14 protein-coding genes are annotated in these 15280 nt (G+C 74.3%); 4 read left to right on the forward strand and 10 right to left on the reverse strand.

The features are described 5' to 3' along the window. The first annotated feature begins 17 nt into the window (after window positions 1-17). Window positions 18-1976, forward strand: coding sequence for a helix-turn-helix domain-containing protein (locus ACQYWQ_RS25810; protein WP_431037879.1), 1959 nt, complete (start codon window positions 18-20; stop codon window positions 1974-1976). A gap of 174 nt (window positions 1977-2150) precedes the next feature. Here the strand turns inward: ACQYWQ_RS25810 and ACQYWQ_RS25815 are convergent, their stop codons facing one another. From ACQYWQ_RS25815 to ACQYWQ_RS25845, 7 genes are all read right to left on the reverse strand, one after another. Further along, window positions 2151-3065, reverse strand: coding sequence for an alpha/beta hydrolase (locus ACQYWQ_RS25815; protein ID WP_431037881.1), 915 nt, complete (start codon window positions 3063-3065; stop codon window positions 2151-2153). Next, window positions 3062-4213 (reverse strand): branched-chain amino acid ABC transporter permease, encoded by a 1152-nt coding sequence (locus tag ACQYWQ_RS25820; protein WP_431037883.1) that lies wholly within the window; start codon window positions 4211-4213, stop codon window positions 3062-3064. Before ACQYWQ_RS25820 ends, ACQYWQ_RS25815 begins: the two co-directional genes overlap by 4 nt. After that, window positions 4210-5097, reverse strand: coding sequence for a branched-chain amino acid ABC transporter permease (locus ACQYWQ_RS25825; protein WP_431037884.1), 888 nt, complete (start codon window positions 5095-5097; stop codon window positions 4210-4212). The genes ACQYWQ_RS25820 and ACQYWQ_RS25825 overlap by 4 nt, the downstream gene beginning before the upstream one ends. Further along, window positions 5097-5852, reverse strand: a complete 756-nt coding sequence (locus ACQYWQ_RS25830) for an ABC transporter ATP-binding protein (RefSeq protein ID WP_431037886.1) — start codon at window positions 5850-5852, stop codon at window positions 5097-5099. Before ACQYWQ_RS25830 ends, ACQYWQ_RS25825 begins: the two co-directional genes overlap by 1 nt. Beyond that, window positions 5849-6631 carry an ABC transporter ATP-binding protein gene (locus ACQYWQ_RS25835; protein WP_431037888.1) on the reverse strand — a complete coding sequence of 261 codons (783 nt, stop codon included), beginning with the start codon at window positions 6629-6631 and terminating at the stop codon, window positions 5849-5851. The genes ACQYWQ_RS25830 and ACQYWQ_RS25835 overlap by 4 nt, the downstream gene beginning before the upstream one ends. 5 nt (window positions 6632-6636) lie before the next feature. Beyond that, the gene (locus tag ACQYWQ_RS25840; RefSeq protein ID WP_431037890.1) at window positions 6637-7857 is read right to left on the reverse strand and encodes a substrate-binding domain-containing protein; all 1221 of its coding nucleotides are present in this window, start codon (window positions 7855-7857) and stop codon (window positions 6637-6639) included. A 188-nt stretch (window positions 7858-8045) separates the two neighbouring features. Beyond that, entirely contained in the window at window positions 8046-8642 is a 597-nt protein-coding gene (locus ACQYWQ_RS25845; protein ID WP_431037891.1) for a TetR/AcrR family transcriptional regulator, read from the reverse strand. 119 nt (window positions 8643-8761) lie between these two features. Here ACQYWQ_RS25845 and ACQYWQ_RS25850 point away from each other — a divergent pair, with 119 nt between their 5' ends. Then, on the forward strand, window positions 8762-9673 hold the full coding sequence (locus tag ACQYWQ_RS25850) for an NAD(P)-dependent oxidoreductase (RefSeq protein WP_431037893.1): 912 nt from the start codon (window positions 8762-8764) through the stop codon (window positions 9671-9673). A gap of 189 nt (window positions 9674-9862) precedes the next feature. On the opposite strand, the gene ACQYWQ_RS25855 is transcribed toward ACQYWQ_RS25850, so the two are convergent. Continuing rightward, complete coding sequence (locus ACQYWQ_RS25855; RefSeq protein WP_431037895.1) at window positions 9863-10879, reverse strand: aldo/keto reductase; 1017 nt, start codon at window positions 10877-10879, stop codon at window positions 9863-9865. 158 nt (window positions 10880-11037) lie between these two features. Between ACQYWQ_RS25855 and ACQYWQ_RS25860 the strand changes: the two genes are divergently transcribed. Continuing rightward, window positions 11038-11949: a helix-turn-helix domain-containing protein gene (locus ACQYWQ_RS25860; protein ID WP_431037897.1), complete on the forward strand. Its 912-nt coding sequence runs from the start codon at window positions 11038-11040 to the stop codon at window positions 11947-11949. 20 nt (window positions 11950-11969) lie between these two features. Here ACQYWQ_RS25860 and ACQYWQ_RS25865 read toward each other — a convergent pair whose 3' ends face one another. Further along, the gene (locus tag ACQYWQ_RS25865) at window positions 11970-12410 is read right to left on the reverse strand and encodes a nuclear transport factor 2 family protein (protein WP_431037898.1); all 441 of its coding nucleotides are present in this window, start codon (window positions 12408-12410) and stop codon (window positions 11970-11972) included. Window positions 12411-12682: 272 nt separating this feature from the next. On the opposite strand from ACQYWQ_RS25865, the gene ACQYWQ_RS25870 reads away from it, so the two are divergent. Continuing rightward, on the forward strand, window positions 12683-13561 hold the full coding sequence (locus tag ACQYWQ_RS25870; protein ID WP_431037899.1) for a HipA family kinase: 879 nt from the start codon (window positions 12683-12685) through the stop codon (window positions 13559-13561). Window positions 13562-13612: 51 nt separating this feature from the next. Here ACQYWQ_RS25870 and aceB read toward each other — a convergent pair whose 3' ends face one another. Continuing rightward, on the reverse strand, window positions 13613-15241 hold the full coding sequence (aceB, locus tag ACQYWQ_RS25875; protein WP_431037901.1) for a malate synthase A: 1629 nt from the start codon (window positions 15239-15241) through the stop codon (window positions 13613-13615). Window positions 15242-15280: the final 39 nt, after the last annotated feature.

Genomic DNA, 15280 nt, shown 5'->3' on the forward strand with positions numbered 1-15280 from the left:
GGACGCGAGACACGGACATGACCACGCCACCAGACGCAGCCGCCTCCGCCGCCCCGCACCTCCGCCACCTCCTCGAACTCCTCGCCGGGGACGCGGCCGAGGAAGAGTTCACGGACGTCGAGGAACGGGTACGGGCCGCCGGGGCCCCCGAGGCCGACGTCGCAGAGACCGGCCGGGCCGTCGCCGCCGCGCTGCGCGTCCGCGCCCTGCTCCGTACCCACCGCCGCCGCGAACGCGAACTCACCGCGCTCTTCGACACCGCGACCGATCTCGCGGCGACCCGCGACCTCGACGCCGTGCTCAAGGCGATCGTGCGCCGCGCCCGCCGCCTGCTCGGCACCGACACCGCCTACCTCACGCTCCCCGACGAGGAGGCGGGCGACACCTACATGCGCGTCACGGACGGCTCCGTCTCGCAGGTCTTCCAGCATCTCCGGCTCGACCTCGGCGAAGGGCTCGGCGGGCTCGTCGCCCAGACCGCGCGCCCCTACGCCTCGCCCGACTACCGCACCGACGAGCGCTTCCGGCACACCCGCGACATCAACGCCGGTGTCTTCGACGAGGGCCTCGTCGCGATCCTCGGCGTCCCGCTCCTGCTCGGTTCCGTGCACGGCGGCGACCGCAAGGTCATCGGCGTCCTCTTCGCCGCCGACCGCACCCCGCGCGCCTTCGCGCCCGAGGAGGTCGCGCTCCTCTCCTCGCTCGCCGCCCACGCGGCGATCGCCATCGACACCGCCCGCGCTCTCGACGACACGCGCGCCGCCCTCGCCGAACTCGGCCGCGCCAACGAGGTCGTCCGCGCCCACGCCGCCGCCGTGCAGCGCGCCGAGGAGGCGCACGACCGGCTCACCGACCTCGTCCTGCGCGGCGGCCAGGTGCGCGACGTGGCCGCCGCGGTCGCCGGGCTGCTCGACGGCACCCTCAGCATCCATGACCCGGGCGGCCGCCCGCTCGCCGCCGTGCGCCACGACGGCGGTCCCGTCGCCGCCGACTCGATGGACGCGCGCTGGCTCGTCGCCGCCGCCGAGGAGTCCCGTACGGCGGCACGTGCCGTGTCGCGCGGCGGGCGCTGGATCTGCGCGGTGCTCGCCGGGCAGGAACTCCTCGCCATCATGGTCCTGCACCGCCGCGCGCCCCTGGAGGACGCCGACCGGCGCCTCTTCGAGCGCGCCGGGGTCGTCACCGGGCTGCTCATGCTCCTGCGCCGCACCGTCGCGGAGACCGAGAACCGGGTGCGCGGCGAACTCGTCAACGACCTCCTCACCGACGCGGGCCGCAACCCCGGGCTCCTCACGGAGCGCGGGCACCGCCTCGGCATCGACCTCGAACGCCCCCACCTCGTCCTCGTCGCCGACACCGTCCCCGAGGCCCGCGACCGGCTCGGCTCCGCCGCCGTGCGCCACCTCTTCGGCTCCCCGCAGGGCAGCGCGAGCGCCGAGCACGCGGGCGCCGTCGTCCTCCTCGTCCCCGCCGACACGGACCGCCCGCCCGGTGAGGCGGCCCGCGCCGCGGCGACCCAGCTCGGGCACCTCGCCGGGGCCCCCGTCACCGTCGCGGCCGCGGGACCCGTCGCGGGCCCCGCGCGCCTGGCCACCGCGCACGCCGAAGCCGTGCGCTGCCTACGCGCCCTGCACGTGCTCGGCCGCGCGGGAGAAGGCGCATCGGCCGCGGAACTCGGCTTCCTCGGGCTCCTGCTGGGCGATGACAAGGACCTCGACGGCTTCGTCGACAAGACGCTCGGGCCGCTCCTCGCCTACGACGCCCAGCGTGCCACCGAACTCGTCCGCACCCTGCGCGCCTACTTCGGCGCGGGCGGCAGCCTCGTCCGCGCCAAGGAGACCCTGCACGTCCACGTCAACACGGTCGTCCAGCGCCTCGAACGGGTGGAAGCGCTCCTCGGCCCGGACTGGAACACGCCCGAGCACGCCCTCGAACTGCAACTCGCGCTGATGCTCGTGCGGTTGCGGGAGGGCTGAGCGGGCGTCCCGCTGCCGCTCCGTGGCGACCGGCGGTACGGGGACGGGGCGCCGCCCCCGCGCGGGCGCGGCGCCCCGCCCTCGTACCGCCGGTGCCTTCGTCCCTCGTACCGCCGGTGCCTTCGTCCCTCGTACCGCCGGTGCCTTCGTCCCTCGTACCGCCGGTGCCTTCGCTCAGCCCCGCGCCGCCGCTTGGAGCAGCAGCTCCGCCACCCTCGCCGCGCCCCGCTCGCCCGTCAGCAGGGTGTAGTGGTTCGTGCCGGGGGCCGGTTCGGGCGTGACCCGCGTGTCGGTGAGCGCCGCTGCCGCGAGGCGTCGTTCGTCGTACAGGCCCTGCGGCTCGTCCATGAGGCCGCGCTCCGCCCACAACAGCGTGGCGGGAGAGGGCAGTTCGCGCACCGCGGCGAGCACGTCCCGGTCGAAGAGGCCGACGCCGTCGGTGCGGACCGCCTCCAGGCGGCACGAGGACCGCAGCTCCGGTTCGCGACCTGTGAGATCACGCTGGATGTACGCGTCGACCTCCGCCGACCACTGGTCCGCGAACGCCGGGTGCACCTGCCAGAAGTCCCGGTAGGCGGCCCGGTCGGGGAAGGCCATCGACAGCCGGTCCATCGCGGGCCCGATGACGGCGGTCATCAGCTCGTCGGGCGAGAGATGCGTCGGGGCGGGAAAGCCCACACCGCCGTCGACGAGGAGCAGCCGCCCGAAGGAATCCGGGTGGCGCACGGCGGCGAGCGCGGCGACGAACGCGCCCATCGAGTGCCCGGCGAGCACGGGCCGTTCGAGGCCGAGCGCCGCCACGAGCGCGGCAGCGTCGTCCGCGTGCGCAGCGATGCCCCACGGCCCCGGCAGGTCCGCGCTGCCCGCGCGGCCGCGCAGGTCGGGCGCCAGGAGCGTGGCGCGCCCCGCGAGTTGGCGCGCGACCGCGCCCCACGACAGGCCGTTCGCGGTGATCCCGTGCAGGGCCAGCACGGTGGGCGCGTCCGGCTCGCGCGCGGGCCAGCGCAGCACGGCCAGGTCGCCGCCGCTGACCGGGACCCGCACCTCGTCGAAGGGCAGGGGAGTGGTGCCGAGGCCGGTCGTGCTCACGCGTCTCGCCTTTCGGTGGGGGCCGTGCTGTCGGTGGTGCGGGTACGGGAGCGTGCCGCGCGGACGCGTCCCGGGAGGGCGGCGAGCCCACCGGGAAGCACGTTGACGACGATCACGAAGAGTACGCCGAGGAGGAAGAGCGGCTGGCTCAGCGGGACCCGCAGCACCGAGGGGAGACCGGCGACAGCGGCGGAGTTCGCGAGGTCGCCCAGCCGGTGGTCCGCCCACGTGTAGAGGATGCCCCCGAGCATCGGACCCCAGCGGGTGCCCGAGCCGCCGAGCACGACCATCACCAGGAGCGAGAGCGTGAACTCCGACGTCGTCGTGGCCGGGGTCGAACCACCCGTGAGGAGGAGGTGCACGATGCCGCCGAGCGCGGCGAGCGTTCCGGCGACGACGAAGGCGACGAGCTTGAATCCGTACGGGCGCAGGCCGAGCACCTCGACGCGCCGCTCGTTCTCCTTGATGCCCTCCCACACGCGGCCCGTGGGGGAGTGGGTCGTCCAGTGCACGACGGCCAGGCACAGGACCAGGAACGCGAGCGCGATCCAGTACAGGTTGGCGGTGTTGCCGATCCCGACGAGGGAGCCGGGGAGCGCGTCCCCGGGGGCGGAGATGCCCTCCTCGCCGCCCGTGAAGCCGCCCGGGTCCCGTGCGACGAGCAGCGAGGCCGCCTGTGCGAAGGCGAGCGTCACCATCGAGAAGCCGATGCCCGTCACGCGCAGGCTCACCGAGCCGAGGAGCAGCGCGACGGCGACCCCGAGGACGAGCCCGAGCACCGCGGCGAGCCAGAACGACAGCCCGGCCTCACGCAGGAAGGTGTTGGTCGCGTAGCTGCCCGCCGCGAAGTACAGCGCGTGCCCGAAGGAGAGCAGCCCGGTGCGCCCGAGCAGCAGGTCGTACCCGGTCGCGAGCCCGCCGAACAGGAGGCACAGGGCGAGGAGCTGGAGGCTGCCCGCGCTGCCGACAGGGCCGTCGAGCAGCCCGGGGATCTCGACCGTGCCGTACGGCAGTACGAAGAGGACGAGGAGCGCGGCGGCGGGCCACCGGCGCAGCAGGCGCCGCGCGGGCCCCCGCGCCCCGGAGCCCGGCCCTGACGGGTCCGGCGTGGGGGCGAGTGCGGTGTGTGTCCCGGTGATGGTGCTCACGCGAGCCTCCCGGTCAGTCCGCGCGGGCGCAGCAGCAGGAGCGCGGCGAGCAGGACGACGACGGCGAGGTCGCCGAGCCCGGCGGTGGTGTAGTAGTTGGCGAACTGCTGGACGAGGCCGATGACGACCGAGGCGACGGCGGCACCGCTCACCGAGCCCATGCCGCCCGTCACGACGACGACGAACGCGAAGATGAGCAGTGAGGTGCCCTGGCGCGGGTCGACCGAGCCGAAGTAGAGCCCGCCGAGCGCCCCGCCGAGCGCGGCCGCCGCCCCGCCGATCGCGAAGACCAGCGTGAACGCCTTGCGCACGTCGATGCCGAGCGCGGTGACCATCGCGCGGTCCTCGACCCCGGCCCGTACCACGAGCCCGTGCCGCGTGCGGTCGAGGAAGAGCTTCAGCGCGGCCCACACCACGACGGCGGCCGCGATGAGCACGAGCCTGTTCACGGGCACGCGCGCGCCGAGCAGCCCGAAGGTGTCGCCGAGCGCGTCGGGCCCGGGGAACTTGTGCGCGTCCGAGCCCCAGACGCCCGCGAGCAGCGCGGGAACGGCGAGCGAGATCCCCACCGTGGCAAGGACCTGCTCGCGCGGCCGCGTGTACAGCGGCCGTACGACGAGGAGTTCGACGAGCACGGCGGCCGACGTGCCGACGCAGACGCCGAAGGCGACGGCGAGTACGAAGCCGAAGCCGCCGGGTCCCGCCCCGGGGAGATTCCCGGAAGCGGCCCACCAGGTGCCGTAGGCGCCGATCGAGAGCAGCGCGCCGTGCGCGAAGTTGAGCACGTCCATGAGCCCGAAGATGAGCGAGAGCCCGGAAGCGACGAGGAAGTAGAGCGCGCCGAGACCGAGGCCGGTCAGGACGAGCAGGACGACGGTGGACATCAGGCACCCGCCTTCTCGTGGGGGCCGGCGGGGGCCTCGGGGGTACGGGCCCGGCCGACCCCGAGCAGCCGCCGCGTCGCCTCCGGATCGCCCAACAGCGCGTCCGCGGGCCCCTGGTGGGCCGTGCGGCCGTCCGCGAGGACCGTGCAGTACGTGGCGAGCCTGCGCACCATCGCGAGGTTCTGCTCGACGAGCAGCACCGGCACCGCCTCGGCCGCGCGCTCCAGGACGTGCGTCACCTCGGTGACGACCCTCGGTGCGAGGCCCTTCGTCGGCTCGTCCGCGATGATGAGCCTGTTCCCGTTGAGCAGCGTCCGCCCGATCGCGAGCATCTGCTGCTGACCGCCCGAAAGCGTGCCCGCCAACTGTTTCTCCCTGCGCTTGAGTTCGGGGAACAGCGCGTGCACCCGCGGGTAGTCGGGTGTGCCGCCCGCGCGTTCGGCGAGCCGCAGGTTCTCCGCGACCGTGAGCGAGGCGAACACGCCCCGGTCCTCGGGCGCGTAGCCGATCCCGCGCCGCACGAGCGCGTGCGTCGCGAGCGCCACGGTCTCCGCGCCGGCGAACACGACGCTCCCCGTGCGCGGTACGAGGCCGAGCACACCCCGTACCGTCGTCGTCTTGCCCGCGCCGTTGCGCCCGAGCAGCGCGGTGACGCCCGACGCGGCCACGTCGAGGTCGACGCCGTGCAGGATGTGCCGCCCGCCGATGAGGACGCGCAGGCCCCGTACGGCGAGCAGGGGGGTCGCGGTACTCACAAGGCCTCCCCGAGGTAAGCCTGTTGCACCGTCTCGTCGGCGATGACCGCGTCCGGCGCTTCGAGCGCGAGGAGCTTGCCGTGGTGCATGACGGCGAGCCGGTCCGCGAGGCCGAGCAGGACGTCCATGTGGTGCTCGACCATGAGGACCGTGCGGCCCTCGTCGCGGTGGAGCGAGCGGATCAGCGCGGTGAGCGCGGGGACCTCCTCGGCGCTCACCCCCGCCATCGGCTCGTCGAGCAGCATGAGCCGGGGCTCGGCGACGAGCAGCACGGCGAGTTCCAGCTTCCGCTTCTCGCCGTGCGAGAGCGCCGAGGCGCGGGCCCCGGCACGGTGCGCGAGGCCCGTGCGCTCCAGCACGTCGCTGACCTTCTCGCGGTACGCGGCCGCCCTGCGCCACACGCGGTACGAGCCGCCCGAAGCGGCCTGCGCCGCGAGCCGCACGTGGTCGGCGACCGTCATCGCCGGCCACAGGCTCGACGTCTGGAACGTCCGCCCGAGCCCGCGCCGCGCCCGCGCGTGCGGGGCCGCGCGCGTGAGGTCCTCGCCGTCCAGCAGGACCCGCCCCGATGTGGCGGGCACGAGACCGCTCACGAGGTTGAACAGGGAGGTCTTTCCCGCCCCGTTGGGGCCGATGAAGGCGAGGAACTCGCCCTCGCCGACCTCCAGGGACACATCGTCGATGATGCGTGCCCCGCCGACCGTCCAGCCCACGCCCCGCAGGGCGAGGACGGGCGGGGCCAACGCGCCTGCCTGGCGCGGTGCTTGTGCCGTACTCACGCCGGTCAGCCCTTCATCGGCTGGACCGGCGGGGTGACCTCGTCCTTGGCGAGCTTCTTGACGAGCTTCGGCCGCGCGTTCGCGCCCGTGCCCTCCAACCGGGCCTGGAACATGGGCTGAAGCAGCGCGTGATCGTCGGCGCGCACCTCGGTCGTGCCCTTGACGCCCTCGAACGACCAGCCCTCCAGGGCCTTGATCATCCCCTCCGCGTCCTCGGGGCTCTCCTCGGCTGCCCGCACCACCATCTGCGCGGCCGTGAAGCCGTCGGGCGTGAACAGGTCGGGCACGCCGCCCTGTTCCTTCACCGATGCGGTCATCGCCTTCTCTGCCGCGGTGCCCGCGGCGCCGCCGAAGTAGTGCGCGAGGAAGGTGATCTTGTCGCCGCCCTTGCCGAAGACCGGGTACGAGGCGGTGCCCGCGAGCCCCGTCGTCACCTTCGACGAACCGAGCACGCCCTGCTGGTCGAGCGCCGTCCACAGCGCGGGCGCGGTCGCCCCGGCCCAGGCCACGAAGACCAGGTCGGGCTTGGCAGCCTTCACTTGCCGCGCGAACGGCGTGAGGTCGGTCGCCGAGGGCGGCGCGAGCACCTTCGCGACCTCGGCGCCCTCCTTGCCGAGCACCGCGCGCACGGCGTCCACGTTCGCCTGCCCGAAGGTCGAGTCCTGGGCGAGCACGGTGACTTTGCTGCCCTTCGCGTCCCCGAGCATCGCGGCCGCCGTCAGGGTGTCCTGGTAGGACTGGCGGCCCGAGCGGAAGGTGTATGCGTTGATGCCGGTCACGGCGTCGGTCGCCGCGGGCCCGTCGATGAAGAGCACCTTGTTCTGCGCGGCGAGCGGCGCCATCTGGAGCGCGATGCCCGAGTCCGTCGTCCCCGCCAGGATCTTGTAGCCCTTGCCGATGAGGTCCTTGCCCGCTGCCGTCGCCTTCGCCGCGTCCCCCGCGTCGTCCCGCTCGGTCACCACGATCTTGTGGCCGCCCACCTTGTTCGTGCCCTTGGTCGCGTAGGCGAGACCGGCCTTGAAACCCTGGAGGTACTGCTTGCCGTAGTCGGCGAGCGGCCCGGTCCTGGAGTAGACGAGACCGACCTTCACGGGCGCGGACGCGCTCTTCGCCCCGTCGGAGCCACCCGTGCCGGGCGAGGCGCAGGCGGCGAGGAACAGCGGGCCGAGCGAGAGCGCGGCCGCGGCGGCGAGGGCTCTGGAGCGGGGGGCGCGGTGGTGGGACATGACGGGACCGGCTTTCGCTGGGGCCACCGGAGCCGGCGCCCCGCAGGGGGGACGGACCTGCGACGGACGACGGTGGCGGCGCGGGTGAGCTGTCGGCCAGACCGTAGGTTCCCGCCGGGGCCCCCGGACATGGTGGCGCGCACCGTACTCGCGGGCCCCGGGATGTGGCCCGCGCACATGGGACGCGGTCAGCCCCGGGGCACCGCGGCGTCGAGCAGCGGCCCCAGCTCCCGTACGACGTCGTGCAGGGGCCGCACGTCGCGGGCGGCGCGCGCGAGCAGCAGCGCCCCTTCGAGCGAACTGATCATGAGCGTCGCGAGCGCGTGCGTGCGGGCATCGGGCACGCCCATCGCGTGCAGCGCCCCCGCGACGGCGGCGCGCCAGCCGTCGAAGGCGCGCGCGGCGGCGGTACGGGTCGACGCGACCGTGTCCGCGCTGTCGACGGTCGCCGCGGCGACCGGGCAACCCGCGGCGAAGCCCGCGTCACCCTCGTACTCCTCGATCCACTGCCGGACCATCGCGGCGAAGAGCCCGCTCGGCGAGGGCGTGTCGAGCCCGGCGACGAAGCGGTCCACGCGCCGGGCCGCGTACCGCCCCGCCCAGTCGACCGCCTCGTTGACCAACTGCTCCTTGCCGCCGGGGAAGTAGTGCTGGAGCGAGCCGCGCGGCGCCTGCGCGCGCGCCACGGCCTCGCGCATGCCCGTCCCGGCGACGCCGCCCCTGCGCAGCAGTTGCGCGGCGCTGAACACGATCCGCTCGCGCGGACCGCGCACCGGCTCCGCCATGCCTCGCCACCTCCCTCGCACCGGCGGCCAGCATAACGACGCCCCCCGTCATGACGGCCGTCATGCCCCGCCTCTACTATGACGACGGTCATGATCCCGTTCCGCTGAGGAGACCCGTCATGCGCACCTCCGTCCCGACCGGCTTCGTCGGACTCGGCGTCATGGGACAGCCGATGGCGCTCAACCTGGCCCGCTCCGGCACCCCGCTCGTCGTCTGGAACCGCACCGCGTCCCGCGCGGAGCCGCCGCGCGCCGAGGGGGCGGAGGTCGCGAGCGGCCCCGCCGAGGTCTTCGAGCGCTGCGGCACCGTCTTCCTGATGCTCGCGGACGAGGTGGCGACGGATGCCGTACTCGCGCGCGGCACGGGGGAGTTCGCGTCCCGCGTCGCGGGCCGCACGCTCGTCGTGACGGGCACGAACGCGCCCGCCTACGCGCGGGACCTGGAGGCGGACGTACGCGCCGCGGGCGGCGCCTACGTCGAAGCCCCCGTCTCCGGTTCCCGCGTGCCCGCCGAGTCGGGCGAACTGGTGGCCATGCTGGCGGGGCGGCCCGAGGACGTCGCCCGTATCCGCCCGTCGCTCGCTCCGCTCTGCAAAGAGACCTTCGTGTGCGGCGAAGCGGCCCCGCGGGCCCTCCTCATGAAGCTCGCCGTCAACCTCTTCCTGGTCGCGACCGTCACGGGCCTGGCCGAGTCCTTCCACTTCGCCACCCGCCAGGCACTCGACCTCCCCCAGTTCCTCGCGATCCTGGAAGCGGGCCCGCTGGCGAGCCCCGTCTCGCGCATGAAGTCCCCGAAGCTCCTCGCCCGCGACTTCGCCCCCCAGGCCACGATCGGGGACGTCCTGAAGAACAACCGCCTCATCGCCGAGGCGGCCCGCGAGGCCGGAGCCGCCTCCCCCCTCCTGGACGCGTGCCACGCCCTGTACGGCGAGACCTACGCCGGGGGCTTCGGCCGGGAGGACATGGTGGCGGTGCTGCGGGCGCTGGAGGAACGGTCGGCGCCGGAGGGGCGGTCGGCGCGCGACGTGTGACGCGCGCGGGCCGCGTCCGGCCCCGCCGGGCGGGGGCGCTCGACGCCACCGGCCCGCCGCGAGGGCGGCCAGGGCATCCCGTCGCTCCGGAGCCGACGCGTCCAGGCGGACATCGAACGCGGCGAAGCCCCGCACGGTGCCGGCGATCACCCGGTCGACCTTCGCGGCCGCCTCGCCCCGAGAACCGGGTCAGGCGCGGCGGCGCAGTGTCTTGTCCGCGATGGCCGGGATCTCGGCGTCGTAGTTGTCCGCCGGATTGAGGTCGCTGCCGGGCGCCACGATCTCGTCGATACGGTCGAGGGTGGCCGCGTCCAGTGTGACGTCGGCCGCCGCGAGCAGGTCGTCCAGCTGCTCCGGCGTGCGCGGCCCGATGAGCGCCGTGCTGACCGCCGGGTGCGCGCGGACGAAGGCGAGCGCGAGGTGGGTCAGGGGTACGCCGAGACCGTCGGCCAGTTCGCGCAGCTCGCCCGCCGCGCGGACCTTCGCCCGGTTGGCGGGGCTGTCGAGGTCGAAGACGTGCTTCTCCATCCGCGCGCGTGGTCCACCGCCCGGCTCGGCGCGCCCCGCGAGCCAGCCGCTCGCCAGCGGCGCGTAGGTGAGCGCTCCCATTCCGTACTCGCGCAGGGTGGGGAAGACATGCGCCTCGGGGCGGCGGTTGAAGAGCGAATAGCGCGGCTGCTCGGTGACGAAGCGCCGGTGCCCGCCCTTCTCGGCCGCCCACTGGGCGGCGACGATCAGCTCCGGTGGGAAGGTCGAGGAGCCGATGGCGCGGATCTTGCCCTCGCGGACGAGGTCGCTCAGTGTGCCCAGGGTCTCGTCCAGGCCCGTCCGGTAGTCGGGGCGGTGCATCTGATAGAGGTCGACGTGATCGGTGCCGAGGCGGCGCAGACTGTCCTCGACCGCGCGCCTGATCCAGCGCGGCGAGCCCCCCGCCCGGTTCGGGTCCTCGCTCATGGGCAGGCCGAACTTCGTCGCGAGGACGACCTCGTCGCGACGCCCCTTGAGGGCGAGACCCACGACGCGCTCCGACTCCCCGTTCGTGTAGACGTCGGCGGTGTCGACCAGGTTGATCCCGGCATCCAGCGCGCGGTGCACCATGACGACCGCCTGCTTGTCGTCCGGACCACCGGGGAAGCCGAAGTTCATCGCGCCGAACGCGAGATCGCTGACGACGATGCCGGACGCGCCGAGCGTGTTCTGTCGCATCTCAGGCCCACCATCCCTTTCTTCCTTGCCGGCTGGTTCCTTCCCACCGCACCACGGCGGTGGGAAGGGCGGCACGGCGCGCTGTGACGGGGCAATGCCCAGAGGGGGTACCGGCAGACCCCCCGCTGCCGCCGGGCCTGCGCGGCTAGTCTCGGAGCATGAGTGACCCCGCCGCCAACGACCTGCGCGAGTTCCTGCGCACGCGCCGTGCCCGCGTCAGCCCGCAGGACACGGGCCTGCCGGCCTCTATGGGGGTGCGCCGGGTGCCGGGGCTGCGGCGGGAGGAGGTGGCTCTGCTCGCCGGAGTGAGCGCCGAGTACTACGAGCGCCTGGAGCGCGGCCGTACCAGGAACGTCTCGGCCTCCGTGCTCGACGCGGTCGCCCGGGTCCTTCGCCTCGATCCGGCCGAACGGGACCACCTCTTCGCCCTCGCCGGACCAGCCCGCGCCAGGAGCGCCGCCGCGCCCGTCCCGCGCCTGCGCCCCGGGCTGCGCCGCGTGCTGGACCTCATGACCGGCGTACCCGCGCTCGTCCTCGGACCGCGGCAGGACCTCGTCGCCGTCAACGCGCTCGGCTCCGCCTTCTACGCCGGTCTCGACACCCTGCCGGCCGGGCGGCGCAACATGGTCCGCTACCTCTTCACGGTGGACGCGGCCCGCGAACTGTACGAGGACTGGGCCGCCACCGCCCGCAGGATCGTCGCCGAGCTGCGCCGGTACGCGGGCCGGCACCCGCACGACCCCGGGCTCGCCGATCTCGTCGGCGACCTCGCCGTGCGCGATCCCGACTTCCGGCGGTGGTGGGCCGAGCACGACGTGTACCTGCGCGAGCACGGCGGCAAGCGCTACCACCACCCCGTCGTCGGTCCCGTGGAGCTGGGGTACGAGGCGTTCACGCCGGTCGGTCAGCCCGAACTGGTCCTCGGAACGCACACCGTCGAACCGCGGTCGCCGTCCGCCGAGGCCCTCGCGCTCCTCGCCGACTGGGCCGCGGCCGGGAGCGGCCGCGGCGAGGGCGCGACGGAGGACGGTACCGCCGGTATCGCGCCCGACCCCGGCACGGCCCCCTGAGACCCGCGGGAGGGCACGGCTCAGCGGCTGAACCACAGCTCCCACCGGCGCGAGGCCAGCCGCCAGCCCTCACGGGTGCGCACGTACGTGTCGTGGTCCTCGCCGACCGCGAAGGGTGTCGTGGCGACGATGTCCCCGGCGCCCTCCGCCGGTACGTAGTACGCGGTCACCATCACGGTGCCGCTCGCCCGGTCGGGCCCGTCCGCGAGGAAGCGCGGGTTGGAGAGCGAGTGGCGGATGCCGGGCAGGGGCCTCGCCCGGTCGAACCGCTCGCCCCAGACGCGCAGCGCGTCCCGCCCGAGTACCGGGTCTTCGGCGATGCTGAAGACGACGTCGTCGGTGGCCAGCTCGTGGACGGTGCCCGCCCGGCCGTTGTCCAGGCGCAGGCTGATCTCGGTGACCAGCCGCGACAGCGCCACGTGGTCGGCGTCGCCGACCGGAGTTTCGGAGGAAGGGGGCATGGTGCGTCTCTCCTGTCCCGGGACCACGGGGGCCCGCTTGTCCGGCCGTCCCCCGGTACCGGCACGCGCTTCGAGCCTGAGCGCGCGCCGCCGCCCGCGCAAGCGGTGCCGTCCGCCTCGCAGGACGCATCCGACGCGAGACCCCGGCCGGTCCGCCCCGCCGCACGCCGCTGGATATGCTCGCCCCGTACCGGAGGGGCGGAGAGCCGGAAGACCGCCTCACAGGAGCGGGCCGTGGAAGACAGGGAACTCGTGGTGCGGGACCTCGGAAAATGATGCGGAAGGTCACCGCCACCCGCTATGTCGAACCCTTGCACGGGGGCGGGTCCGTGCCCGGGGTGGTCGAGGCGGACGACCTCGGGACGTACGTCGTGAAGTTCACGGGTGCCGCGCAGGGGCGCAAGGCGCTCGTCGCGGAGGTGATCGTCGGGGAGCTGGGGCGGCGGCTCGGGCTCAGGGTGCCCGAGCTGGTGCTGGTGGACTTCGATCCGGCGCTCGGCGCGGGGGAGCCGCACCAGGAGGTGCGGGAGCTGCTCGACGCGAGCGGTGGGGTCAATCTCGGGATGGACTACCTGTCAGGGGCGGCCGACTTCCTCGCCGGGGAGTTCCCCGTCGACCCGCTGGAGGCCGGGCGGATCGTGTGGCTCGACGCGCTCACCGCGAACGTCGACCGCACCGTGCACAGCACCAACCTGCTCGTGTGGCCCACGCGCGGCATCGCGCCGCCGCGCCTGTGGCTCATCGACCACGGCGCGGCCCTCGTCTTCCACCACCGCTGGGCGGGCGCCGAGGACGCGCGTGGCAAGGCGTACGACTTCCGGGCGCACGCACTCGGCGGCTACGCGCCCGACACCCGCGCCGCCGACGCGGAGCTGGCCCCGAAGGTCGGCGAGGAGCTGCTGCGCGAGGTCGTCGGGCTCGTACCGGACGCGTGGCTCAAGGACGAGGCGGGCTTCGCCACGCCGGGCGAGGTCAGGGACGCGTACGTGCGCCACCTCGCCGAGCGTGCCGCGCTCTCGGCGCGCTGGCTGCCGACGGACTTCCCGAGCGCGGGCGAGCTGTCCGAGGCCGACCGGCGCCGTCGCGACAGGACTCTCGCGGGGCGCCCGGCGTGGCTCCAGCACGTACCCGACCTGCACGGCCGCCGCTGAGCCCGCGCGGGCCCCGCGGCGGCCGCGGGCGGTCCCGGCGGCGCCTGCGGCTCAGCCGCGCAGACGCGCGTACGCGGGGACCGTCAGGAAGTCCGCGTACGTGTCGGCGAGCGCGACCTCCAGGAGCAGCGTGTACGCCTCGTCCCAGCGGCCCGCCGCGTACGTCTCCTCGCCCAGCTCGGCGCGCAGCGCGGCCAGGTCCTCGTCAGCGACCCGCCGCACGAGGTCGCGCGTGACGAGGACGGGCGCGCCCTCGTGCGCGACCTCGACGCCCGCGTTGATCCACTGCCACAGCTGCGAGCGGGAGATCTCCGCTGTCGCCGCGTCCTCCATCAGGTGGAAGATCGCGACCGCGCCCGATCCGCGCAGCCACGCCTCGATGTAGCGGAGGCCGACCTGCACCGCGTTGACGACACCGTCGTACGTCGGCCTCGCGTCGAGCGAGTCGATCGCGATGAGGTCCGCGGCGGCGACCCGCACGTCCTCGCGCAGCCGCTCCTTCTGGTGCGGGCGCGCGCCCAGCACCGCGTCGAAGGACTCCAGGGCGACGGGGACGAGGTCGGGGTGCGCGACCCACGAACCGTCGAAACCGTCCGCCGCCTCACGGTCCTTGTCCGCGCGGACCTTCGCGAAGGCGGTCCTGTTGACCTCCGGGTCCTTGCGCGAGGGGATGAAGGCGGCCATGCCGCCGATCGCGTGCGCGCCGCGCTTGTGGCAGGTGCGGACGAGCAGTTCGGTGTACGCGCGCATGAACGGGGCCGTCATCGTCACGGCGTTGCGGTCCGGGAGGACGAACGCGGGCCCGGCGTCACGGAAGTTCTTCACGATCGAGAAGAGGTAGTCCCAGCGGCCCGCGTTGAGCCCGGCGGCGTGCTCGCGCAACTCGTAGAGGATCTCCTCCATTTCGTACGCCGCGGTGATCGTCTCGATGAGGACCGTCGCGCGGACCGTGCCGTGCGGGATGCCCAGCTTCTCCTGCGCGAGCGTGAACACGTCGTTCCACAGGCGCGCTTCGAGGTGCGACTCCGTCTTCGGGAGGTAGAAGAACGGGCCCAGGCCGCGCGCGGCGAGCCGCTCGGCGTTGTGGAAGAAGAAGAGCCCGAAGTCGACGAGACCGCCGGGGACCGCTTCGCCGTCCACCTCCAGGTGACGCTCGTCCAGGTGCCAGCCGCGCGGGCGCACGACGACGGTCGCCAGTTCCTCGTCGGGGCGCAGCGCGTAGCTCTTGCCGGTGCGCGCGTCCGTGAAGTCGATCTTCCGCTCGAAGGCGTCGATGAGGTGGGCCTGGCCGCCGATGACGTTCTCCCACGTGGGGGCCGAGGCGTCCTCGAAGTCGGCGAGCCACACCTTGGCGCCGGAGTTGAGCGCGTTGATCGTCATCTTGCGGTCGGTGGGGCCGGTGATCTCGACGCGGCGGTCCTGGAGCGCGTCCGGCGCGGGTGCGACGCGCCAGGAGTCGTCCTCGCGGATGGCGCGCGTCTCGGGCAGGAAGTCCAGCGAGGCGGTACGGGCGATCTCCGCGCGGCGCTCGGCCCGGCGCGCGAGCAGCCCGGCGCGGCGCGGGGCGAAGGCACGGTGCAGCTCGGCGAGGAAGGCGAGCGCGGCCGGGGTGAGGATCTCCTCCTGCCGGCTCGCGTGCGGGGCGTCGGCGACGACGACGGCGGGAGCGGGTGCGGACATGAGGGGCACTCCTTCGGCTGCGGCGGGGTCGGCACGTAG

Origin of the sequence: Streptomyces sp. P6-2-1 (genome assembly GCF_050613165.1) — a bacterium.
Lineage (GTDB): Bacteria > Actinomycetota > Actinomycetes > Streptomycetales > Streptomycetaceae > Streptomyces.

What these genes read in the sequence shown, in the direction of transcription:
- ACQYWQ_RS25850 (WP_431037893.1), top strand. Translation starts at nt 8,762, where the DNA reads ATGCGCACCTCCGTCCCGACCGGCTTCGTCGGACTCGGCGTCATGGGA.
- ACQYWQ_RS25825 (WP_431037884.1), bottom strand. Translation starts at nt 5,097, where the DNA reads ATGTCCACCGTCGTCCTGCTCGTCCTGACCGGCCTCGGTCTCGGCGCG.
- aceB (WP_431037901.1), bottom strand. Translation starts at nt 15,241, where the DNA reads ATGTCCGCACCCGCTCCCGCCGTCGTCGTCGCCGACGCCCCGCACGCG.
- ACQYWQ_RS25860 (WP_431037897.1), top strand. Translation starts at nt 11,038, where the DNA reads ATGAGTGACCCCGCCGCCAACGACCTGCGCGAGTTCCTGCGCACGCGC.
- ACQYWQ_RS25810 (WP_431037879.1), top strand. Translation starts at nt 18, where the DNA reads ATGACCACGCCACCAGACGCAGCCGCCTCCGCCGCCCCGCACCTCCGC.
- ACQYWQ_RS25840 (WP_431037890.1), bottom strand. Translation starts at nt 7,857, where the DNA reads ATGTCCCACCACCGCGCCCCCCGCTCCAGAGCCCTCGCCGCCGCGGCC.
- ACQYWQ_RS25855 (WP_431037895.1), bottom strand. Translation starts at nt 10,879, where the DNA reads ATGCGACAGAACACGCTCGGCGCGTCCGGCATCGTCGTCAGCGATCTC.
- ACQYWQ_RS25870 (WP_431037899.1), top strand. Translation starts at nt 12,683, where the DNA reads ATGATGCGGAAGGTCACCGCCACCCGCTATGTCGAACCCTTGCACGGG.
- ACQYWQ_RS25865 (WP_431037898.1), bottom strand. Translation starts at nt 12,410, where the DNA reads ATGCCCCCTTCCTCCGAAACTCCGGTCGGCGACGCCGACCACGTGGCG.
- ACQYWQ_RS25845 (WP_431037891.1), bottom strand. Translation starts at nt 8,642, where the DNA reads ATGGCGGAGCCGGTGCGCGGTCCGCGCGAGCGGATCGTGTTCAGCGCC.